This is a genomic window from Ornithinibacillus halotolerans (assembly GCF_014637405.1).
GTDB lineage: Bacteria > Bacillota > Bacilli > Bacillales > Amphibacillaceae > Ornithinibacillus > Ornithinibacillus halotolerans.
Genome location: NZ_BMEY01000006.1, coordinates 41,080 through 64,948 on the forward strand (window position 1 = coordinate 41,080; position 23,869 = coordinate 64,948).

Here is a 23,869-nt window from a genome sequence, read left to right on the forward strand (position 1 = left end):
AAAAAATTCATCTAGCGGAATACTAATCCGTGGAGGTGAAGAAGATGGCAAAAAGAAAAGCAAACCCATTAACTAATGGGATGAGTTCTCCAGAAGTTGAAGGTCAAGGAACAACAAATCGTGAGACAGGAAGAAAAGAAGTAGATTCTTCACGAAAGAAAAAGAAACGTCATTAATAGAGAAAGGGCAGGAATTCCTGTCCCTTTTTCGTTAAATGATCATAGGTTGATCTTTAAGATCTACTTTATTATTTTCGATTGTTTCAATGAATTTTTCCATAGTAGGGGTTAAATACGTATCTTTTCTCCTTACAAATACAGTTTTTATTTTACTATATTTTTCTGGTAGGTTATGAAAGCGGACAAGTCCTTGTTTTTCAAGTTGCGCGACTTCAGACTTAGGAACGAAGGCAACTCCAAGTCCCATTACTGTACTACGAAGGATCGTTTCTAATGTACCAAATTCCATTATTTTTTTCGGGGGGATTTGTTGATCTTTATACCACCATTCTGCTAAACGGGCACGATATCCGCAACCTTTACTAAAGCAAAGAATAGATTCCTCTCTAATTTCCTCTAATTTGGTAATATGCTTACTTGTAATTAGAACAAGTTCTTCTTCAAATACTTCATATGAAACTAAATCTGGATGAATATCTAATTCAGATATAAATGCGCCGTCTAATTTATAATCTAATACTTGATCGACTAGATTTTGAGTCACACCAGTAATTAACGATAAATCTACCTCTTTGTATTTATTAACGTAGTTAGATAAGATTCTTGGAAGGAATATCACCGTTTCTATTGTACCGATTTCCAATTTTCCACTTGGTTCTTTGTTTGTTTGAACAGCTTGTTTCATTTCTTTTTTTAATGCTAATATTTTTTCACTATATGTTAAAAGTTTTTTTCCTTCTGGAGTTAGGCTCATACCACGTCTATGACGATTAAATAATGGTGTATTCATTTCTTTTTCTAGCTTTTTAATTCTTGCCGTAATATTGGATTGTACGTAATTAAGTTCGTCTGCAGCTTCAGATATAGTTCCTTTTTCGGCAACTAATTGAAATATCTCGAGATCTCTAAATTCCATCTAATTTCTCTCCCTAAAATAGCCTTTTATAAATGATATCACAAAAAGTGATGGATAATCATCAATAAGATTCATTTTACAAGATATCAAATAGGTTAGATAATGTATCTGCTATTACATTAGGGGAGAAGATGAAAATTGAGAAATACTGTATTATGGGGAGCTATATTATGTTTTATCGCAGCAGTTTCATGGGGGGCAATGTTTCCAGTTGCGCATGCAGCATTTAAATACATAGATCCGTTTTATTTTACACTTATCCGATATGGGGCAGTAACAATAATTTTAGTTGGATGGCTTCTTTGGAAAGAAGGAAAGAGTGCATTTCGTTTAGAAGGAAAAGGATTAAAGCTATGGTTTTTCGGAACGATGGCATTTACTGTATATAATTTATTTATCTTCTGGGGCGAAGATTTACTTGGTGAGCCGGGAGTAATGGTAGCATCTATCATGGAATCGTTAATGCCAATGATTTCTATCGTGATTGTATGGATGTTATTCCATAAACGACCACATGGCTTTACGTTAACATGTGTTTTGATTGCTTTAGTTGGTGCTTTTTTAGTTATTACGAAAGGCGATGTGCGGTCGTTTCTTGGAGCGACAGAAGATATCGTACCGTCTATTTTAATCTTTATTGCAGTTATTGGTTGGGTTATCTATACAATGGGCGGCGAAGAATTTAAAGAATGGTCCGTCTTACGTTATTCTACATTAAGCTGTTTACTTGGAACAGTAACTGCTGGTGTATTCGTTGCTGTGGCAACGGCAGTTGGATATGTTTCTGTACCAACGACTGAAGTTATTGTTGCAACAGCTCCACATTTACTGTTTATGATAATCTTTCCAGGGTTAATCGCATTACTTGGATGGAATGTAGGAGTAAGTATTTTATCTCCAATCAATGCGTTACTATTCATTAACTTTGTACCCGTTACTACTTTGTTAGTTTCCATGTATCAAGGCTATGATGTAACTAAATTTGATATTATCGGGACAGTTCTAATTATCATATCACTCGTTGCCAATAACCTATTCGTTAGAATGCAAAAACGAGAAAAACAATACAAACAACCAGTCCCTGCAACACAATAGGTCTTTGTATAACAGGTGTTTTTTTAAAAGGTGTCTCTTTAAAAGGTGTCTGACACCTCCCGGAATTTGTCGAACTTTGACGAAGGTAAGGGAGGAGTCAGACTTTCTTTATGTCGCTTGCTATATGATTACTTTTTTGAAACAATAACATTACATACGTATGAAAGGGGTATTTAGAATGAAAGTATTCCTAATTGGTGCAAACGGTCAAGTGGGAAAGTATATGGTTGATTTCCTTAAACAAAGTGAAAAACATGACTTAACAGCGATGGTACGTAATCAGAATCAAGTAGAACAGTTAAACTCCTTAGGTGTAAAAGCGGTCCTTGCTGATTTAGAAGGAAGCGTAGAGGAGCTTGGCGAAGCGATGAAAGGATCGGATGCAGTCATCTTTTCTGCTGGCTCAGGTGGTAAGACGGGGCCTGATAAGACATTACTTGTTGATTTAGACGGTGCGGTTAAATCAATGGAAGCAGCAGAAAAAGTTGGGGTAAAACGTTATATTATGGTAAGTGCTTATAAAGCGTATGACCGTGAGTCTTGGAAAGATAGTCCAATTAAACCTTATATGGTTGCAAAACATTATGCAGATCGCCTACTTGCAGCAAGCAATTTAAACTATACGATATTTGGCCCGGGGATCTTACTTAATGAACCTGGTACAGGAAAAATAGCGGTTGGAGAAGAAATTAAGAAAACCTCCATTCCTCGTGAAGATGTAGCGAGAACTGTTGTAGAAGCATTAGATAAAGAAAATACCTATCGAAAAACTCTAGAGATTATGTCCGGTGATACACCTGTAGTAGAAGCATTAGAAAATGTGTAAATGACTGATAGCATAACTTAGGAACATTCTTCTTAATAGATAAAGCATCCCCAAAACTTAAGGGGATGCTTTTAATAATGGTATTGTTTTTTAGATATTGAAATTGCTCCCGATTGAAGTCTAGAATATCCAATAATGGTTAGTGCAATCATGCCGATAAGAAAAGCTATAAAGTATGGAGAGACGACATCCCTGATAATTCCTGTAATAAACGAACTACTAATCATACCAGCTGAATAAACAGCAGACATTACCCCAAATGCTCTCCCATGCCCCTCATTTGAAATAGCGTCTGTAACAGCAGTCGCCATAGCTGGCATCATAATTCCAAAGAAGAATCCGAGACAGAATAATAGAAATGGCAGTGCTAGAAGGCTGTTAATTAATAGAAATAAACTAAAACACATGCCAAATAGTCCAAAAATTAATCGTTTTATCGGACTGAAGCGGTGAATGAAAAATAGTGACAAGGAAAAAAATGTCCCGACTCCAAAAAAACTAAATAGCACACCGGTAACTGCGGTGGATAAGCCTTGTTCTACTGCAAGATAAGGTACCTCATAAATGATGACCCCGTGAATGTACATTAAAGCAAATCCAGTTAAAAATACGACTTTAAGTAGTGGATTCTGGATGACTTGAATAAAACTTAGTGGTTTTGCCTGAGCGTCAACACTGATGATATTTTCCTTTTCAATAATCGTTTTAACTGTATAAAATCCGATTAATATTAAAGAGATACCGATAATGTAATATGTATTTGCATAACCAATTGCGGTACCGAGTAACCCTCCTATTAAAGGAGCAATAATACTAGCGATCGTACCAAGTATGCCGTTTATAGCCATGTTTTTCCCTTGTTGTTGACTGTTTTTTGCATAACTTGATAATAAGGCAAGTGCAGCTGGAATTAAAAAGGCTAAGGAAAATCCATTTAATGCACGCAAAATTAGTAAACTAGTTGAATTGGAAGCAAGTGCATGAGCTATGAATAAAGTACCGGAGACTAGAATAGGGACGGTTATAAAGACTTTCTTACCAAATCGATCAACTAATGGTCCAGCAAGTAAATTCCCGGTTAGATTTGTAAACGATGCAATACTTAACATCATCCCAATCAACACACTTGATGCGCCTAGCTTTGCAGCATACGGTGCAAAAATAGGTGCTTGAATACTCATAACTAAACTCATGAAAAACATAATGATAAAAATATGTGTTTTCTCAATAGCAGCTTTTCTCATTTTTTTCACCTCGAAAAAAATGTATGCAAAAAGCATAGAAATAAGACGAGCTATTTAATACTTTTTAAAACTTTTAAAAATGGTGCGTTTCATAAATGGTGTCTGACACCTCCCGAAAAATGTCGAACGATGGGAGTTCGTGTGCAAAGTCATAAAATAAAAACACTTCATTCTAGCTAGTAAAGCTTGAATGAAGCGTTCGACATAATTTGCCATAACTCGACAGGTGTCAGACACCTGCACTTAATTCGACAAAACCCCCTAAAATCCGACAGGTGTCAGACACCTTCAAAACCGGACCTTCAAAATTATTCCCATTCTTTACATACGTCAATCCAATCTTTGGCTCCGGAGTATGTATAGAGTTCTTCACAGGTTAATTCGATGGCTGAGTTTGTGCTGCCACAGGCTGGAAATACTTTTTCAAATCGTTTTAAAGAAACATCTAAAAATACATCTAACTCATTTGCTAGACCAAAAGGGCAGACACCTCCAATTGGATGACCAGTTTGTTCCAACACTTCATCTGGTGAAAGCATACGTGCTTTGAAATGGAATAAGTGTCTAAACTTTTTATTATCAATTTTTGCATCACCTGCAGTAACGACTAAGATTGCTTTCTCTCCTTCTCCCCTAAAGGATAATGTTTTGGCAATTTGTGCAGGTTTCACTCCAATTGTGTCCGCAGCTTCATGAACGGTAGCACTTGATGTCGTAAACTCCATAATATCTTCTTCGCGATTCCATTGCTTAAAATGTGCTTTAACACTTTCTAATGCCATTTTTCTTCTCCTTCATAATTTATATTTTAATGTGAATAATAACATAAAATTATTTGAAAAAACAATTAATTAAGATTATTAATCAAAGAACATAGAAAATATAATGTTTCTATTCCCTTATGCATGGTTACACTGATAATAAAAAAGATGGGAGAAAAAACATGTCAACGGTGGATATTTTTAATTTGGATGAGAATATTAATGAATTTATTCAAGATGACAATAAAGAGGATTTATTGGTTATTGTCGGAGAATTTAAACAAGGTCATTTCCTTCATGTTTTATCAAAGATTAAAGCATATCAAGATAAGTATGAGGTGAATAACGGACTTGCTAGAATTTTTTCTTTACTAAAAGCAACTTGCTACTCGCAAACTGGCGAAGGTAAAAAAGCAAGTGACATTGTTAGCAATATGTATGAAAATACGAATAAAGCAGCCATTGATGATCTAATTCTATACGGCAATCTAGCTTATATGTGTGACTATAAATTATCTCGAAGAATCATGTCAGATGTTGTTAGCCGACTTAGTGACGATAAAGGAATTGATTATAATCAATCTGCTCGTGCCTATTTAATATTAGGACAGGCAGAAGAGAACTTGGACAAGATCCGGAGAGCGGTAAAATACTATAACCGGTCCTTGGATTATTTGCAAAAAGAACAACCACAGGACAATGAATTAATTCTATTTATTAACTATAAACTAGGTGGCCTCTATTCAAAAATTAACGAAATAGATAAGGCAATCCAATACTTGGAGCAGACAATACAATTAGCAGATGAATCCAATCAAGAAGTTAAAATAAATTGCTTTGTCAGCATTGGAAAACTCTATGGAAGTAGCAATCACTACGAAAAGGCAAATTCTTACTTAAAGAAGGCAATACCTATGTTGGAAAGTTCCAACCTTGCTGGAAAATTCGTTCATGCAGAAGCCTATTCTGAATTAGCTTACAATAACTTTGACCAAAAGCAATATGATGAGGCAATTCCTTTGTATGAGAAGGCAATTGGGATTTATGAAAAACTGCCCAATAATTCTAAAAAGACAATTGGAATGATGTATATGCAATATAGCTATTGCATGGAGCATAAAAAGAATCCAGAAAAACTACTAGCTGCAACTAATTATGAGAAAGCAATTTCTTTCTTAGAAAAATCGAACGATAAAGAATTAATTCAAAGTGCCTTAGGAGACGTTATTTCATTTTTTGAAAGAACTGGAAACAAGAAAAAGAAGCGTCAATATGAAAACAGATTCGTACAATTAATTAATGAAAGAGCGAATTAAGATGCTAATCACCCCGATTTCTAAAAAAATAGAAATGGGAGGTGATTAGCATCTTTTTGTTGTGCTATAATAGAATTACTTCATTTTGAATATTCTAAAATTTAGGGTGGTGATAACTTGCAGGAAATCAGTAAGAAATCTAGTATTCCTTGGATGAAAATATTGTTCGGATCTATTCTCTTGATGATATTAGGTTTAGCAATATACTTACTTAGTATTTTTAGTGGTATGAAGGATACGATTAATGCACAAATGTACCAGCCAATCCCTTCTATTAATCAAATTCAATCGGAAGAAAAAATTGCACATGGAGAACTGATAAATATATTATTTATTGGAGTTAATACGAAAGCAAGTAACCGTACCGGATCAGATACTCTAATTATTTTTTCATTAGACCCAAAGACAGATTCAGTGAGTATGATTAATATTCCAAGACATACTCGTGCTTCATTAGGAAGTGAAGAAAAAGAGGATAAAATCAATCGAGCCTTTACATATGGTGGCGCAGATTTGGCAGTGGAGTCTATAAAATCCCTTTTAGATATTGAAATAGATTATTATATTCAATTAGATTTAGCTGGGATTGCAGAATTGATTGATGGAATTGGCGGACTTACTATACATAATGAATTGTCTATTGAAGCGGATGACTTCCAGGTTTCTCCTGGCGAACTTCACCTAAGTGGTGCAAAAGCATTACGATATGTAGAAATGCTTTATCAATACCAAGGAGAAGATTTAGATCAAGCAGAACTACAGCAACAGGTCTTTGAAACAATCATGACGAAACTTACAACTTCTTTAACGATAAATAAAGTGGAGGTAATTGCGAGCTTTTTAGGAGAAAATATCATAACGAATATAGACTATGATAATGTCGAACAACTTGTAAGAAACTATTCAAGTGTGGGTGGGAACATATCAGACTACACATTAGATGGGACAGAAGAAATAATAGATGATGAGTATTATTTTATTGTTCCAGATAGCGAAATTAAGAAAGTTCAGCAATTAATTGTGAATCCAGATACTGAGATATAGAAAAAATCAGCTAAAAACTACTTTTTGAATCATTAAAAGTAGTTTTTTATTTTGTGAAATATTAATTTAAATTAGTGACTAAAATTAGCATCCTAATAAAATCATCTGATTTCGGTTAACTTAAGGGTAGTATACTAAAAAGGAGATAGGATTATGAAAAGAATACTTACAGCAATGGTCCCTATATTCTTTGTTCTACTATTAGTTGCTTGTGCTGGAGGCGAGAATGAAGAACAAAATCAAAATACCTCCAATAATACTAGTGAAAACGAAGAAGAAGCTAAAGAAAATGAGCAAACATCTAACCTAGGGAAGCGATCAAACCCAGTACCAGTTGGGGAATCAGTAACACTTTCTTCCAATGTCTATTCAGATGATGGAGAGGAAGCGAAGGGAGAATTTACGATCAGTTTAACGAACTTCCAACGTGGACAGGAAGTTATGGATTTCTTACTATCTGAAAACCAATTTAATGAGCAGCCACCAGAGGGACATGAGTGGATGATGTTTGATGTTTCTATTGAGGCAAATATTGATAACCCAGATATATCGTACTATGTTGCACCATCATTCAATGTGCTTGATGCAAATGGAAGTCCTGTTCCACAGGATATTTATCCAACATTTGATACGGGAGAATTTGGATATGAAGATTTATATGATGGTGGTAAGCTTACTGGAAAAGCAGCAGTTGTCGTTCCAACGGATGAAGAAGTATTAGTGGAGTACTCCGACTTTGATGTGGAAGCATTTTTTAAAGCAGAATAGGATTTCTCTCCACTCCAATTGGCACTACTTAGAGCCTGTTTCTCATGGTAGTGCCATAAATATAAATCTGACTTTTCTTGACAATACAAAAACGGTTTCCTATACTATAAATGTAAGCGCTTATATTTTTTTGATTGTTTTCTAAAACGTTTTCGGAAAAGATGTATAATCTCACTCCTAATAACGTATTTTTTTATTATCAGTACAAAAACGTTTTCGAAAAAATATATATGAATACAGCGAAAGTGGAAAGGAGGGTGAATTATTATGTTGAATTATTCACAAGGTACTGGTCTCCTAGAAAACTGGCTTATTTCAGAAATGGAATTTTCACCCGATACACTTGGGAAATGTGAAGCAATAATGTATTTAGGAAATGGGTATATGGGACTGCGATCAGCTACAGAGGAACCTTATATCCAAGAAAAAAGAAACTTATTCGTAAGTGGTACTTTTAATAAAGCGGAAGAAAATGAAGTAACTGAGTTACCAAACTTAGCGGACATTACGAGGATAGATATTCGAGTAGATGGGGAAAAGTTTAGTCTTGAAATTGGAAAAACGAAACAATATTTACGTCAACTAAATTTAAAGACAGCTGAACTTTACCGAACTTTCTATTGGACTTCTCCACAAGGAAAAGAATTGAAATTTAAATTTAGACGGTTTGTCTCATTAGATAACCTACATATAATAGGAATGAAAATGTCCATCGAAAGTACTAGTCACCCTGTTCAAATTTCATTCGATTCTGGAATTAATGCGCAAATGACCAATTCAGGCTCCCAACATTTTATCGAAGGTGAGCGGAGGATTTTTGACAAAAAATTTATCCAGTTAATCCAGACCACGAACGAATCCAATATTGATATGGTCATTAATACAGCTCACGACTTATCAATAAATGGTCAACTAGTAAATGCTAACCCAACGATGAACATGGGACGAAGAAAAGTATGGTTAACATATGATGTTGAATTAAAACCACACGATAAACTTGAAATGGAAAAAATAACAACGGTGTTTACTAGTAGGGATAAAGAATTTGATACAAATGAGTACTCGTTGCAATCACTTCGAGAACATTCTTTAAATGTATTAAAAGAAAGCTTCGAAATTGGGTATGATAGACTTTTTGAATGTCATAAACAGGCGTGGCAATCGAAGGTTTGGAGTAATTATGATTTTGAGATTAATAGTGACAATTCATTTGATGAACTAGCTATTCGTTTTTCCATTTATCATTTAACCGTGATGACACCTGCACATGATGATCGAATGGGAATTGGGGCTAAGGCACTAAGTGGGGAAGGATATAAGGGACATTCCTTTTGGGATACCGAAATATTTATACTTCCATTCTTTGTCTATTCTAATCCCCAAATAGCAAAATCTCTTCTTACTTATCGATATCACGGACTTGTTGGCGCAAGGAAAAAAGCTATGGACAATGGTTTTAAAGGCGCGATGTACCCGTGGGAAATGGCTTGGCCATCCGATGGAGAAGTAACTCCAATCTATGGGGATGTTGATGTTGTCACAGGAGAACAAATGAAAATTTGGTCCGGGTTTATTGAACAACATATTTCTGCAGATATTGCATTTGCAGTATATCAATATTACCAAGTAACAAATGATCAAGATTTCATGGACAACTATGGGTATGAAATGGTCTTTGATACAGCGCGTTTTTGGGCGAGCCGTTTAGAGTGGGATGAAGGAAAACAACGCTATCATATCAATAATGTGATTGGACCTGATGAATACAAAGAACATGTAAATAATAATGCGTTCACGAATTATATGGCGTATTTTAATATGAAACTAGCAATCAATTATTATTACATTTTGGCTAATAAAAACCCTAGATTGCTAGAGGAGTTAAATGCGAGGATTAATATCAAAGAAGCTATACAAGAAATTCACACTAAAGTAGAACAAATCTATTTACCGAATCCACGTAATGAAGATCTTGTTATTCCACAAGATGATACATACTTGCAGCTAAAAGAGATTGATTTAACAAAATACAAGCAGCAAGAATCGGTTCGGACGATCTATAAAGATTATAATGCAGAACAAATTAACACGATTCAGGTAACTAAGCAAGCAGATACACTACTATTATTTTACTTATTAGAGCAAACTTTTTTACATGATGATAATCGTTTTCAAGATAAGGTTAAACGAGCTAATTTCCATTATTATGAACCTAGAACTTTGCATGATTCGAGTTTAAGTCTAGCAACACATGCAATTCTAGCAAATGATATTGGTGAGCATGATTTAGCATATTCCTTATTTAAAGAAGCTTGTGAAATTGATCTTGGACCAAATATGAATACTTCAGATGATGGAGTCCACGCAGCAGCAATTGGTGGAGTATGGAAGGCCGCAGTTTTTGGATTTGCCGGGGTTAGACAAATTGATGGAGAGCTTCACATAAATCCAAACCTTCCGAAACATTGGCATTCAATGAAGTTTACGATTCATTGGCATGGGCAGCCAGTCACATTGTTTATTACCCAATCAACATTAACTGTAAAAGTATCAAACAAACAGCAATTAAGTTTTGAAGTATTTGGAAAGCGCTTTAAATGTAGTGATTCTATTACTTTAGCAATCAAATAATCAATGGTGGTAGTTATAAAATGTTTATACATTTTATTTACTATAAATAAAAAAAGAGGGGTATTAACATGAAAAGAAGTAAAAAATTGTTAATTAGTCTTATCACAATTGGTTTGCTAATCGTATTAGCGGCATGTGGTAGCAATGATGACAACAACTCAGAAGGTTCAAATGGCGATTCAGATGGTAAAAAGATTACAATTTTCCAAAGTAAAGTAGAGATTTCTGACGCACTAGAAGAACTTGCAAAAGAATATGAAGAAGAAACTGGTGTGGAAGTAGAAGTATGGGGAACAACAGGTGATGATTACTTCCAACAATTACAAATTCGTTTAAATAGTGATCAAGGACCGTCTATTTTCAGTCTACAACACGTAAAAGAAGCTGAAAGAGTGGAATCTTATGTCTATGATTTAAGTAATGAAGACTACGTAGGCAATATTGCACCGAACATGGAACTAAAGCTTGAAGATAAAATTGTTGGTATTCCGTATGGAGTAGAAGGGTTTGGTTTAGTTTATAACAAAGATTTAGTAAGTACGGAAGATGTAAAAGATTTAGATTCATTTGTAAGTACTTTAGAAAAACTAGATGGTGAAGGAATTAATGGATTAGGATTATCTCAAGAAGCTTACTTTTTAATTGGACATATTAGTAACTATCCTTTCTCTTTACAAGACGATCATTTTGACTTTATCGATCGATTAACTGCTGGTGAAGTTACAATGGCTGAAACAGCTGAATTCCAGGAGTTTGGAAAGTTCTTTGAAGCAATTAAAGAATATGCAGTAAATCCTTTAGAAGTTAATTATGATAAAGAAGTTGGTGACTTTGCAGCTGGTAAATCTGCTATGATTCACCAAGGTAACTGGGCATATGGCTTATTAGCTGATTTCGATTTTGATTTTGAAGTAGGTATGTTACCATTCCCGCTAAATGGTAATGATAAATTAGCAGTTGGGGTTGGAAATAACTGGGCAATTAACGGTACGAAAGATGAAGCTGAAATAAATGCAGCTAGAGACTTTTTAGAATGGCTACATACTAGTGAAACAGGAAAACGTTATATTGTTGAAGATTTTGGATTCGTTCCAGCAATGACAAATATTGAAGCTACTGAATTAGATCCATTATCACAAGCTGTATTAGAAGCATCTAATAGTGGAGAAACTATTCCTTGGGCTCAAAACTATTATCCTGCTAACGTCGTAACTAATGACTTCACACCTGCAGCACAAGATTTCTTCTTAAATGAAGATATGACAGGTCAAGAATTCATTGAGAACTTAGATAAAGCATGGCAAAACGCTGTGAAGTAATGTAGTTAAATCATTGAGGTTGGGACATAACTTTTTCTCACAAGGTTAAAACCGAACATTAAAGTCAGTGCATCTAACCCGCCCCGGAAATATACTACGCTTTCCGTGGGCGGCTGGTGAGCCTCCTCAGAGCTATCGCTCTTGCGGGGTCTCACCGATGCCTTTCCTCCCACAGGANATTGTTCGTAATTTACTACCTTTAATCAAGTTATGTCCCACCCTCATTATTTTAGAGGTAGACTACGAGAAAGAAGGTATGGACGTGGCGAAAAGTAAAAATTGGGGCTGGTATGCACTATTTGTTTTACCGCTTCTATTAATCTTTGTAACCGTAGTAATTGTTCCTTTTCTCATTGGAATTTTTTATTCGTTTTTTGATTGGGATGGAATTCGAGCAAATCCAATGGTATTTGTAGGAATAGAAAATTATTTAAAACTATTAGATGATGCTAGATTTATTGATTCTGCTTGGATTACGATTAAGTTTACTATTTTAGCAGTCATTTCAGTAAATATCGTAGGGCTAACCTTTGCACTACTGGTGACATCAAAGTTAAGAACAGCAAATCTTGCTCGGACGTTTGTTTTCATGCCATATTTAATTGGTGGACTATTATTAGGGTATATTTGGCAATTTGTATTTACAGATGTGTTTGCGATGGTTGGTGAAATAACTGGTTTTGATAGTATCTTTTTCAATTGGCTAATGCATCCTGATTATGCATTGTATGCATTAGTAATCGTATTCACTTGGCAAATGGCTGGATATATTATGATTATTTACATTGCTGGTATTCAAAGTATTCCTGGTGAGGTCATTGAGGCATCTAAGATAGATGGAGCTAACTTATGGCAACGTATTAGAAAAATTGTTTTTCCGTTATTAATGCCATCATTTACAATCAGTCTATTCTTAACCCTTTCCTTTGCATTCAAAATTTACGATACGAACCTCTCCTTAACTGGTGGTGGGCCAGCAAATGCAACAGAATTATTTGCAATGAATATTTATAATGAAATCTTCGGTTATGCAAATTACGGGTATGGTCAGGCAAAAGCAATTATCTTCTTCTTAATCATTGCCATCATTTCCTTAACTCAAGTGTATATGACGAAGAAGCGGGAGGTACAAATGTAATGAAAAGAGTAAAAAGACTGATTCCAGAAATATTACTCGTCTTAGTCGCATTATTTTTCTTATCTCCCATCTATATTATTATCGTAAATTCATTCAAAGATCGTCAAAGTTTGTATGAAAATGTACTCGCTTTACCGGATTCATTTAGCTTTCAATATTATGTCGATGCAATGGATAAAATGAACTTTATGAGTGCACTTGGCAATTCACTTTATATTACAATCTTATCTGTAATTATTATTGTTGTGTTATCTTCTATGACAGCATGGATGTTAGCAAGAACAGATAATGTGCTAAGTAGAGTTATTTTTATGGGATTTATAGCGACAATGCTTATTCCGTTCCAAACAATTATGATGCCCCTAATTCAATCCATGAACACGATTATGAGTACAACTGGTATTCCAATGTTAAATACCAGAGAAGGATTAATTTTTATGCATGTTGGCTTTAACTCAGCAATATCTGTCTTTTTATATCATGGGTTTATCAAGTCAATACCGATATCCTTAGAAGAAGCAGCAACTATTGATGGTGCATCTAAGTTTGGGATCTTCTGGAGAATTATCTTCCCGATTTTAAAACCAATAACGGTTACAGTATTAATCATTAATGTTATTAGTATTTGGAATGATTATCTATTACCATCATTAGTATTAACGGATAAGGGACTAAGAACAATTCCATTATCAACATTCTACTTCTTTGGAGAATTCACTATTCAATGGAACTTAGCGATGGCCGGGTTAATGCTTACCATTATTCCAATTGTGATTTTCTATGCTACAGCTCAAAGGCATATTATTAAAGGAATTGGAGAAGGAGCAGTGAAATAGAATTCAGCTTTGTGTTGGCATCATTAAGTATAGGGTTATTTAGGAGGAAGTGTATATGGGAAGATTAACAGGTCTTATGGGAGGGCTACATGGAATAGCCAACTGGGTGATGAGAATCTCAGTCATCAATATCATTTGGTTCATCATTAATTTACCAATGATCTTTATTATCGTAAGTGCGTTACAACATGAAGAGATCAGTGGAAAGGTTCTATATTCGATACCAGCCATATTGTTCATCCCTTTCCTGTTATTTCCCTCAACGATTGCAATGTTTGTAACGGCACGTGATTGGGTGATGAAGCGTGAACAAGTATCATTAATTAAAGCCTATCTCTCCTATATGAAAGATAATTATAAGCAGAGTTTTCTTTCTGGTATACTTTGGGCAGTGATATGGTTTGTTTGGTTAGTTGATATTCTATATGTCCAAAAAAGTAGTCAACTATTTACAATCATATTTCTTATTTTAGGCATTACATTGTTTGTGATGAACGTAAATTACTTCTCCGTGCAAGCCCATTATCATATGAAATTAAAGGAACGCTTCAAAAATACATTTTTTGTAACAATTGGAAGTCCATTATTATTCTTCGGAGTTTTAGTTGTCAATTTACTATTAGTCATGATAACTATGGAAATCTGGTTCCTGTTTCCGTTTTTTTCTGGAACTATAAGTGCATGCTTATCCTTCCTAACTTTCTACCAATTTACTAGGAAGGTAGAAAATAAAAGAGTAGGGGAAAGTGTATAGAGGAAATAGTATAAATAGGAAGAGGTTTTGAGAGTGGCTACAATAAAAGATGTTGCAGCAAAAGCAGGGGTATCCGTTAGTGTTGTTTCTAAAGCTTTTAATAATTATGCAGATGTGAATGAAAAAACAAGGCAGAGGATTTTTGCTGTTGCAGAGGAATTAAATTATAGCCCAAATATCGTGGCAAAAAATTTATCTTCCAAGAAACAACGTACAATTGGGCTTATATCATCAGGGGTTCTTAATAATAATGAAAAAGATACGAATGCATTTGATATATTCAAAGGTGTGTATACTGCTCTTGAGGAGACTCAATATGAGTTATCTATCTTTTTAATTGACTCTCAAAAGCAAAAACAAAAGAGTTATGCTCAATTTTGCCGTGAGAGGAATATTGGTGGAACTATCTTACAAGGGATGCGAACGGATGACCCGTATTTTAAGGAACTTATCGATACAAAGTTACCTGTAGTCTATGTTGATATTATTACTGGATTAGAGAATAAATTAATTGGAAGTGTCTCTATAGATAATAGAAAGGCAAGCTTTGAGATAGCTAGTCATTTATTAGAGCGAAATCACCGAGACATTGTCATTATGGCTGGAACGAAGGAAACCTTCGTTAATATGGAGCGCATAAAAGGAGTAGAAGAGGCCTTTTATTCTTATGGTTTAGAGTTAACTAATAGTTCAGTGCTATTTGCTAATTTCTCTGAAGAGGAAGCTTATTTGTTAGCAAAAGATTATTTGAAGAAGAAGCGGCCAACTGCATTTTTGTGCTTTAGTGATTTGATGGCATTTGGTGTCATTCGAGCTGTTACGGAAGCCGGTCTAAGCATTCCTGAAGATGTTTCTGTTACAGGTTTCGATAATCTCGTATTTAGTAATTATTCCAACCCCAAACTGACAACGGTGCAACAAGACTTTGTGGAGATTGGTAGACAGGCCGCAATTCTATTACAGAATTTAATGAATAATAAAGTAGATAAAAACCAAGTCTTTGTGGAGCATGAATTAGTATCAAGAGATAGTGTGAGAACATTGGAATAGTGTTAGATACCGTGTTAGAAGAATAAATAATCACTTTTAAAGGGATGGAAAGCAACGATGAAAAACTACCCAAAAGCGTTTATCTTTGACTTAGATGGAGTAATCACTGATACATCAGAATTTCATTATTTAGCATGGAAAAAACTTGCAGACGAGATTGGGATAAAGATTGACAGAGAGTTTAATGAAAAGCTTAAAGGAATTAGCAGGATGGAGTCATTAGACCTTATCCTTGCCTTATCTCCGTCTAATAATAATCTTTCAGCAGATGAAAAAGAAAGACTAGCATCGAAAAAAAATGAACACTATCAAGAGTTGATTCAATCGATTAATGCAACTAACATATTGCCGGGTATTGAAGTTCTCTTGAAAGAAATTAGAAGAAATAATATTAAAATCGCGCTTGGTTCCGCTAGTAAAAATGCTACTGAAGTCCTTAAACAGCTAGGTATTACCGAGTACTTTGACTTTGTTGTCGATGCGTCAACTGTAACAAAAGGTAAACCCGATCCTGAAACATTTACAACTGCTGCAGATCGATTACATATCCCTTATGAAGCATGCGTTGGAGTTGAAGATGCAAAAGCAGGGGTAGAAGCAATTAATAAGGCTGAAATGTTCTCAGTAGGTGTTGGAGAAATAAAACACTTAGGGGATGCAAAGTATGTAGTTCAGGATACATCAGAGTTAGTATTTGAAGAAATTGTAAAGCGCTATAACGATTGGAATCTGCATAAAGGGGTGAGGTAGATGACATGGACATTAACAAACTCAGCATTAGATCAAGAAAATCTATTAATCAATGAGAGTCTCTTCTCCCTAGGAAATGGTTATCTTGGTGTAAGAGGAAATTTTGAAGAAGGATATCAAGATAATTTTAAATCGATTCGTGGTACATATATAAATGCATTTCACGATGAAATACAAATTAACTATGGGGAAAAACTATTCGGTTTTCCAGAGAAACAACAAAAACTTGTTAATATCATTGATGGACAGGCTGTTCAAATTTATATAGATGGAGAACGATTTTCCTTATTTTCAGGAGAAGTAATTTCCTATGAAAGGAAATTGCATATGGATAAGGGGTTTTCCGAAAGAATCATTCAATGGAAATCACCTGCTGGGAAAATAGTAAAATTCCATTTTAAGAGATTAGTATCATTTGTTACGAAAGAGTTATTTCTTATCGATTTGAAGGTTGAGCCTGTAACACCAGTTAATGAAATTAAAATTATTTCTACGATAAATGGAGATGTAACGAATTTTGTTGATAAAAACGATCCTCGTGTTGCATCTAGTCATGCAAAGCTGCTTCACGTAACTGAGGTGAAGCAAGAAGGACATATCAACATTATTAAAAGTGAAACAGAGAATACAAAGTTAGAAGTTGCATGTGCTACTACTTCGAATGTTTCAGCGTCTAACTATACATATGAAACAAATATGACCGTAAATGGTGTAGAGGAAGTCTATATCGCAAATGGTCCCACTCATTTTACGAAGTTTAATATTTATACAGATACTTATCGACATGGACGTAGTACAGTTGAAGAAGCAATTACCATTCAAAACAGGGTAAAAGGAAAAAGTTTTGCTACTTTGTTAGAACAACAACAACGTTATCTCAATGACTTCTGGGAAAAAGCAGATGTGAAAATTAGTGGCGATCAAGAACTTCAACAAGGTATTCGATTCAATCTGTATCAGCTATTACAATCAGTAGGTAAAGACCCATATAGTAATATTTCTGCAAAAGGGCTGTCTGGAGAAGGGTATGAAGGACATTACTTCTGGGATACGGAAATCTATATATTCCCTGTTTTCTTAATGACAGATGCAAAAATAGCGAAAAATCTTTTGTTACACCGTTACTCCATTTTAGATAGTGCTCGTGAAAGGGCAAGAGAAATGGGGCATAAAAAGGGTGCACTATTTCCGTGGAGAACAATAACAGGACCAGAAAGTTCTGCTTTCTTTCCAGCTGGAACAGCACAATATCACATAAGTGCTGATATTGCGTATAGTTTCATCCAATATTATTTAGTAACGAAAGACGAGAATTTTCTTAAAGAATATATGGCTGAAGTTTTATTTGAAACAGCGAGATTATGGGTCGATACAGGGCATTTCTTGAATGGGGAATTTCGAATTGATAATGTAACTGGACCAGACGAGTATACGTGTATCGTTAATAATAACTATTATACGAACGTTATGGCAAAACATAATTTACTTTGGGCAGCAAAGACATATCAGTTATTAAAGAAAAAAGACCCTTTAAGTATAGAGGAGCTTACTGAACGTCTACAATTAACGGAAAATGAAGTAATAGAGTGGCAAGAAGCTGGCGAGAAGATGTTCTTACCATATGACGATAATCTAAAAATTACTGCACAGGATGATACGTTCCTTCAAAAAGATCGTTGGGATTTTGATAGTACGCCTAAAGAAAAATATCCATTATTGTTACATTATCATCCATTAACTTTATATCGATATCAAGTTTGTAAACAGGCTGATACAGTACTTGCACATTTCTTATTAGAAGATGAGCAGGATTTTGAAACAATGAAAAATTCTTATGATTATTATGAACAAGTAACAACTCATGACTCTTCCTTGTCTCACTGTGCATTCAGCATTATGGCATCCAAACTTGGCTATAAAGATAAAGCATATAATTATTTTATAGAAACAGCACGTCTAGACTTAGATAATACACATGGAAACACCAAAGACGGGCTTCACATGGCAAATATGGGTGGAACGTGGCTTGCTATTGTTTATGGTTTTGCGGGTGTTCGAGTAAAGGAAAGTGGAATATCGTTTACTCCATCCCTTCCTGAACAGTGGACATCATTAGAATTTAACGTTCAATATCAAGACAGACTGATTAAAGTAATGGTTGAGAAAGAAAAGACTACGTACACCAATCTAAACGGAGAAGGACTAGAGATAGTCCATCAAGGTGAGAAGGTATATGTAGAGAGTGGTAGTAAAATAGAATGTATGAATTAGGAAATAAAAAAGAACTCATTTTGGATTTAGAATGAGTTCTTTTTCGTATTCAAAGTCAATCTATGCCTCGCGTTTCATTTTTTTGCTATAATCTATTTTAATGTCAAGTTTAATTTCCACGCAGATAGTTTATGTATGGGTAAGGGAGAATACGAGTATGAAATCTAAAATAGATATAATATTAGATGAAAAGTATATGTATTATGTTCAATCAATAAAAGATAAATTAGAAGCCCAAAGTGGATCAACATACGAAAATAATTGGTTAGAGTTTGCTTTTCAAGTGCAAAAAGGAACTACTGTGATTTTTGAAATGTATGAGTTTTTTATTCTAAACATGATTAACGAACTTGTTAGAGAATTACCTAATCACGAAATTAAACTTTTATGGTTACGAACAGATCATTTTATTTATTATGATACTGGAGATCCGCATTTTTACGCGGGTTCTGTAGAGATGGAACAAGCAGTAGTAAAAGAGATCTACTCTATCCTTAGTTCCAAAGCCGAAAGGGAAAAATTGCCGTTAGAATAGGCGCGAGGTAATAAATCTTCTTCCTTATACTATTCTATATTAAGTGAAGTAAATTAGAAGACATAAGAGCTCCCCACTTATAGAAAGTGGAGAGCTCCCTTTTATGCGATATAATCTTCTTTATCTATATCATTTGCTTCTTTTCTAACGTAATACTTTCCTTTAGTAGAAATAGAAAGAACTATGGTAATGATAGCTGCTAATAATGCAGCGAAAAAGGCTGCTGTGCTTTGTAAGAATTCTCCAATGAACCCTAAAGCAGCAATGGTACCTAGTATACATGAAATGAGTAAAGCTGTTACACCTACTGGGTTCCATTTAAATAAATTACTTTGTCTAGCTTCATAATAACCAGGTCCAATCTTTAGTAACTTTTTGACGATTACAGCGTCTACTACTAAAATGGTAGCCCAAGTCATTAAGAATACTCCTTGGAAAGTCATTGCTAATTCTAGATGATCTACAATTCCTCCAAGCATAAGGATAATTGCAGCAACACCAGTAACTACTACCCAAAAACGTCTACCAGGTGTAAATTTAAATGCGTTTTCAAAGAAATTAGCTAATGAAAGTGATCCACTATAAACGTTTGTAATGTTAATTCTTATTTGCGTTAGCATGGTAAATAATACCCCAAAGATTCCGAGTAATAATACGATATAGACCCCTGGATTTGGTTCACCTAAACGTACACCAAACCAAATTCCTAGACCACCCATTACTCCAAAACAGAAGATTTGTGGAATAAATCCTATAGCAAAGATACCTATTTTCATATCTTTAGGCTTTAAGAAACGAGCATAATCTGATGCAAGTAATGGGGTTAAGCCCATAATTCCATGCTGCATACCAATACATAATAATAAAGCGGTTCCGCCAGCTTGGACTCCTTCAGGCATATATGACCAAAAGTATCCATCATATTCAGACGGTGTCATGAACGCCATCACAATAGCTGCGATTAGGAACACGAAAAATAGTGGAAGAGACCATTTTTGTAGTTTGTCTAACTGTTTAATTCCGAACCAATTAAGTGGAATTACGATTGTTCCGAAGAAGAGGATTAATGCCCATTCAGGAATGACGGGGAAGAATTCATGTACTGCAGCAACTAAAATCATACCTTCCAGTGCACAATACATTATAAAATTAGTTGCGTAAATTAATGAAGTAAGCGATGCACCGATATAACCAAAACCACCGCCTCTGGATATTAGATTCACATTCATTCCGGACTTTGCCGAAAGATAGGCGATGAATGTACCTAATATACCAGCAACAATTATGGCATATACAGCAGAAATAATAGCGTTAATTGCGCCAAATTGAAGTGCCATTACACTTCCCATTTGGAAATAAAATATTGCTGTCGCAATTCCAAATGTAATGTTTGTAATACTAAGCCATCCCATGTTTCTTTTTTCTCTTGGTACTCTTCCTAATGAATAATCATCTCCTTTTGATTCAGAAAGATGATTTTCTGTCATATTAGTAGAATCCAAATTACCATCTCCTTTGTGCAATGTTTCACATAATGTATTCATAAAAACAAACCGTCAAATAACTGTTTACTTGCTTGAAACAGACAGTGACTTATTTATACTATCAGTATTTTCATCATAAAACAAACGCTATATTAGTGAATACTTAATCATAAACGGCGAAAACTGAGTGCTGATTCGGAAATAAGCTTGTTTTTCGTAGGAATAGTTCGTTTTATGTTGTATTACTGCACCTTTTTGTAAAAAGCAAGGTTAACGGTTCATAATTTTGAATACTATGGTATATTGATTCCTAATAAGATTATTTTAAGAAAACTGCAATTAATCAATACTTGGGAAAAGGTGATTCTTATGTTTATTGTTAATGTGGAAGGTGCCATCTATCGAGGTGGAGAATGGCTATTAATTCGTCGCAGTGAAAAAGAAGAGCATGCAGGAGGAGCCCTTTCTTTAGTAGGGGGGAAGTGTGAAAAAGAAGGCACAACTTCTGATATTTTAGAAAGAACTTTACTCAGAGAAATATATGAAGAAGTAGGAATTGAAGTTACGATTCAACAGTATGTGAATAGCTCATCTTTTATAACAGATGCTGGTCAGCATGTCGTTGATATTGTGTTTTTGTGTCGACATAAATCAGGGGAACCTTACGCAAAGAGTATCGATGAAGTAGATGAAGTTTTATGGATGACAACGAATGAAATAATGGATCATTCTCATTTGCCAGGTTTTATAAAGAAAAATATTGAGCTAGCAAGTTTACTATTGAAGGAACGTTTTTGAATCGATAAATGAACAATTTGGGTGCAACTAGAAATTAGATTATAATAAGTAAAAAATGTCACAGAAGACTTATGAGTGGGTGAAACCTAATGGAAAATAAATTTTGCACCTTGAAGAAATTTGTAACGGTAATAATCACATTGTTCCTAGGTACTTTAATAAAATTATTTTATGATACAAACATAATTAAAATAAATCGTGTTCAGTTTAAAACTAATAAAATCCCACGAGGATCAAAAGTTTCAATTTTACAAGTGAGTGATCTACATAATAAAGTGTTTGGTAAGAAAAATAAAAGATTGATTCAATCAGTAAAGGAAGCGGACGCAGATATCGTCGTCTTAACTGGCGATTTAATTAGTAGAGGGACATCGGAATTTAATAAGGTTTATGATTTTATTGAGATGATCAAACAGATAAATCAAAATGTCTTTTATGTAACCGGAAATCATGAAATGACAAATGATAACTTAGAAGAATTTATAAATGGCCTACGAGACCGAGGCGTTGTTGTATTACGTAATGAAAATAGGGTAGTCACTATACAACATATTGACATTAATTTAGTCGGTATTGATAATGAATCAACTAATCATGAAGATATGAATGGTGCTTTTGCTGATGTGAATCAAGGGAATTATACGATACTACTTTCACATTCCCCAAGTGTCGTAAATAATTATCATAGTATAAAGGCAGATTTAATTTTGAGCGGTCATACACATGGTGGCCAAGTGAGATTTCCATTTGTAGGAGCAATTATTGGTCCGGACAGAAGTTTATTCCCAGTTTTAGATAAAGGTGTATTTAAAATCACAACGGAACAATTTTTATATATAGATAGCGGTGTTGGAACCACAGGTTATCCAGTTAGATTTTTGAATCAGAGTCAGATTAGTTTAATCGAATTGAAACATGAAATGGAATAAAGATTTCGCGCATGATAAGGAGTAAAAGGCTAAGAAAGACAGCTTGCAGATTTTTACAAGCTGTCTTTTATTACTTTTGAGGAACTTTTTTAAACAATATAAAAGCAAGATAGATCAAGCCTACATAGCCAAATATCGGATATAAAATGGAAAGTAGTTGTCCATACCCGTACTGTTGGCTAACTAAAAAAATAATAAGAAGAACAATTAAGGTAGAATGATTGTTCCTTAAACCAAAACTCATTTTTAATTGTCTGCTGATCCCGTAAACATTAGCAGTTACCGTATTAAAAATTTCACTAAAAATAATAATTAAAAATAATACATGGATGAACCTACCAAACTGTTTTACAATTTCAGCCATTGGTATGTCAAAGGGAAATGTTCCGGGATTTACCAATAGGGAAAAATGACTGAGTAATAATAAAATGAATAATCCAAGCCCCCCAAAGAACCCTCCCCATTTAAGAACTCTTTCATCTTTCATTTCCTTGCCTAAAGGTACGAGTACGACTAGTGCGGTAATAATATTGAAAGAAGCATATGTAAAAGGTGAGATAATCCAAAATGAGTTACTTGGTATTTTTAACATAAATAAAGGACTAAGCAGTTCAATTGGATTTTCACTAAATAATGAAATGAAGATAAATATGCCAAATAAAATTATTAATGGAACTATATAAGCATTTATAGCAAAGAGGCCGTTTAATCCTTTTAAGACAACAAAGTATACGAGAGTAATTGTCATAATAACCCCAAATAGATAAGGAATTCCAAGTTGTTCGTGAAATACAGCACCTGCACCAGATAACATAACAGATGTTACAGACATTACAATGATGAATATAATTGCGTTGATTAGTCTACCCCAGATTTTTCCAAAGATATACTCATTAAACTCTTTATATGAGTATGCTTCTATTTTGGCTGAGATTAACATAATTTTTGTTCCGAAAAAAGTTAACAGATAACAACTGATAAAAATACCAATCGTGCCTAATACTCCAAAATTACTAAAAAAAGTTACTATCTCCTTACCTGTTGCAAAGCCTGCACCAATGACTGTTCCAATATAAGTTGCCGCTACAAGCATGATCGCTATCCATTGATTCATAAGAATACCTCCCACAAATATGTATATGTTGAAGGTGGCAAGATAAGACAAGCTTTCTATCGTGAATCTGAGAAATTGTAAGAAAGCTTCTTGATAGGAGGTAAATTCACT

At 34.4% G+C, this 23,869-nt stretch carries 22 protein-coding genes; 17 read left to right on the forward strand and 5 right to left on the reverse strand.

The features are described from left to right. Nucleotides 1–44: 44 nt before the first annotated feature. On the forward strand, nt 45–176 hold the full coding sequence (locus tag IEV35_RS07140; protein ID WP_188383974.1) for a YuzL family protein: 132 nt from the start codon (nt 45–47) through the stop codon (nt 174–176). A 34-nt stretch (nt 177–210) separates the two neighbouring features. Here IEV35_RS07140 and IEV35_RS07145 read toward each other — a convergent pair whose 3' ends face one another. Beyond that, complete coding sequence (locus IEV35_RS07145; protein ID WP_188383975.1) at nt 211–1,095, reverse strand: LysR family transcriptional regulator; 885 nt, start codon at nt 1,093–1,095, stop codon at nt 211–213. Between the two features lie 138 nt (nt 1,096–1,233). On the opposite strand from IEV35_RS07145, the gene IEV35_RS07150 reads away from it, so the two are divergent. Continuing rightward, complete coding sequence (locus IEV35_RS07150) at nt 1,234–2,190, forward strand: DMT family transporter (RefSeq protein ID WP_188383976.1); 957 nt, start codon at nt 1,234–1,236, stop codon at nt 2,188–2,190. Nucleotides 2,191–2,368: 178 nt separating this feature from the next. Next, nucleotides 2,369–3,016: an SDR family oxidoreductase gene (locus tag IEV35_RS07155; RefSeq protein WP_188383977.1), complete on the forward strand. Its 648-nt coding sequence runs from the start codon at nt 2,369–2,371 to the stop codon at nt 3,014–3,016. 71 nt (nt 3,017–3,087) lie between these two features. Here IEV35_RS07155 and IEV35_RS07160 read toward each other — a convergent pair whose 3' ends face one another. Both IEV35_RS07160 and IEV35_RS07165 read right to left on the reverse strand, forming a co-directional pair. Next, nucleotides 3,088–4,260 carry an MFS transporter gene (locus tag IEV35_RS07160; protein WP_229740671.1) on the reverse strand — a complete coding sequence of 391 codons (1,173 nt, stop codon included), beginning with the start codon at nt 4,258–4,260 and terminating at the stop codon, nt 3,088–3,090. A gap of 308 nt (nt 4,261–4,568) precedes the next feature. After that, nucleotides 4,569–5,042: a YbaK/EbsC family protein gene (locus IEV35_RS07165; RefSeq protein WP_188383978.1), complete on the reverse strand. Its 474-nt coding sequence runs from the start codon at nt 5,040–5,042 to the stop codon at nt 4,569–4,571. 161 nt (nt 5,043–5,203) lie between these two features. Here IEV35_RS07165 and IEV35_RS07170 point away from each other — a divergent pair, with 161 nt between their 5' ends. The 12 genes from IEV35_RS07170 (at nt 5,204) to IEV35_RS07225 (ending at nt 19,433) form a co-directional block, all read left to right on the forward strand. After that, nucleotides 5,204–6,337 (forward strand): tetratricopeptide repeat protein, encoded by a 1,134-nt coding sequence (locus IEV35_RS07170; protein ID WP_188383979.1) that lies wholly within the window; start codon nt 5,204–5,206, stop codon nt 6,335–6,337. A gap of 117 nt (nt 6,338–6,454) precedes the next feature. After that, the gene (locus tag IEV35_RS07175; protein ID WP_188383980.1) at nt 6,455–7,381 is read left to right on the forward strand and encodes an LCP family protein; all 927 of its coding nucleotides are present in this window, start codon (nt 6,455–6,457) and stop codon (nt 7,379–7,381) included. A 153-nt stretch (nt 7,382–7,534) separates the two neighbouring features. Beyond that, a complete protein-coding gene (locus IEV35_RS07180; RefSeq protein WP_188383981.1) occupies nt 7,535–8,149 on the forward strand; it encodes a hypothetical protein in 615 nt (204 codons plus the stop codon). Between the two features lie 267 nt (nt 8,150–8,416). Further along, nucleotides 8,417–10,780 (forward strand): glycoside hydrolase family 65 protein, encoded by a 2,364-nt coding sequence (locus tag IEV35_RS07185; protein ID WP_188383982.1) that lies wholly within the window; start codon nt 8,417–8,419, stop codon nt 10,778–10,780. A 68-nt stretch (nt 10,781–10,848) separates the two neighbouring features. Continuing rightward, complete coding sequence (locus IEV35_RS07190; protein WP_188383983.1) at nt 10,849–12,099, forward strand: sugar ABC transporter substrate-binding protein; 1,251 nt, start codon at nt 10,849–10,851, stop codon at nt 12,097–12,099. A 256-nt stretch (nt 12,100–12,355) separates the two neighbouring features. Next, on the forward strand, nt 12,356–13,237 hold the full coding sequence (locus IEV35_RS07195; RefSeq protein ID WP_373284703.1) for a carbohydrate ABC transporter permease: 882 nt from the start codon (nt 12,356–12,358) through the stop codon (nt 13,235–13,237). Then, on the forward strand, nt 13,237–14,073 hold the full coding sequence (locus tag IEV35_RS07200) for a carbohydrate ABC transporter permease (RefSeq protein ID WP_188383985.1): 837 nt from the start codon (nt 13,237–13,239) through the stop codon (nt 14,071–14,073). Before IEV35_RS07195 ends, IEV35_RS07200 begins: the two co-directional genes overlap by 1 nt. 55 nt (nt 14,074–14,128) lie before the next feature. After that, nucleotides 14,129–14,827 carry a YesL family protein gene (locus tag IEV35_RS07205; protein ID WP_188383986.1) on the forward strand — a complete coding sequence of 233 codons (699 nt, stop codon included), beginning with the start codon at nt 14,129–14,131 and terminating at the stop codon, nt 14,825–14,827. Between the two features lie 33 nt (nt 14,828–14,860). Next, complete coding sequence (locus IEV35_RS07210; RefSeq protein ID WP_188383987.1) at nt 14,861–15,877, forward strand: LacI family DNA-binding transcriptional regulator; 1,017 nt, start codon at nt 14,861–14,863, stop codon at nt 15,875–15,877. Between the two features lie 57 nt (nt 15,878–15,934). After that, nucleotides 15,935–16,627 carry a beta-phosphoglucomutase gene (gene pgmB / locus IEV35_RS07215; protein ID WP_188383988.1) on the forward strand — a complete coding sequence of 231 codons (693 nt, stop codon included), beginning with the start codon at nt 15,935–15,937 and terminating at the stop codon, nt 16,625–16,627. Further along, nucleotides 16,628–18,898 (forward strand): glycoside hydrolase family 65 protein, encoded by a 2,271-nt coding sequence (locus tag IEV35_RS07220; protein ID WP_188383989.1) that lies wholly within the window; start codon nt 16,628–16,630, stop codon nt 18,896–18,898. A 157-nt stretch (nt 18,899–19,055) separates the two neighbouring features. Then, a complete protein-coding gene (locus IEV35_RS07225) occupies nt 19,056–19,433 on the forward strand; it encodes a hypothetical protein (protein WP_188383990.1) in 378 nt (125 codons plus the stop codon). A gap of 101 nt (nt 19,434–19,534) precedes the next feature. On the opposite strand, the gene IEV35_RS07230 is transcribed toward IEV35_RS07225, so the two are convergent. Next, nucleotides 19,535–20,920, reverse strand: coding sequence for a purine-cytosine permease family protein (locus IEV35_RS07230; protein ID WP_188384143.1), 1,386 nt, complete (start codon nt 20,918–20,920; stop codon nt 19,535–19,537). Nucleotides 20,921–21,286: 366 nt separating this feature from the next. On the opposite strand from IEV35_RS07230, the gene IEV35_RS07235 reads away from it, so the two are divergent. Together IEV35_RS07235 and IEV35_RS07240 are read left to right on the forward strand one after the other, a co-directional pair. Continuing rightward, nucleotides 21,287–21,715 (forward strand): NUDIX hydrolase, encoded by a 429-nt coding sequence (locus IEV35_RS07235; RefSeq protein WP_188383991.1) that lies wholly within the window; start codon nt 21,287–21,289, stop codon nt 21,713–21,715. Between the two features lie 254 nt (nt 21,716–21,969). Further along, on the forward strand, nt 21,970–22,644 hold the full coding sequence (locus tag IEV35_RS07240) for a metallophosphoesterase (protein WP_229740672.1): 675 nt from the start codon (nt 21,970–21,972) through the stop codon (nt 22,642–22,644). A gap of 70 nt (nt 22,645–22,714) precedes the next feature. Here IEV35_RS07240 and IEV35_RS07245 read toward each other — a convergent pair whose 3' ends face one another. Beyond that, the gene (locus IEV35_RS07245) at nt 22,715–23,758 is read right to left on the reverse strand and encodes a YkvI family membrane protein (protein WP_188383993.1); all 1,044 of its coding nucleotides are present in this window, start codon (nt 23,756–23,758) and stop codon (nt 22,715–22,717) included. Nucleotides 23,759–23,869: the final 111 nt, after the last annotated feature.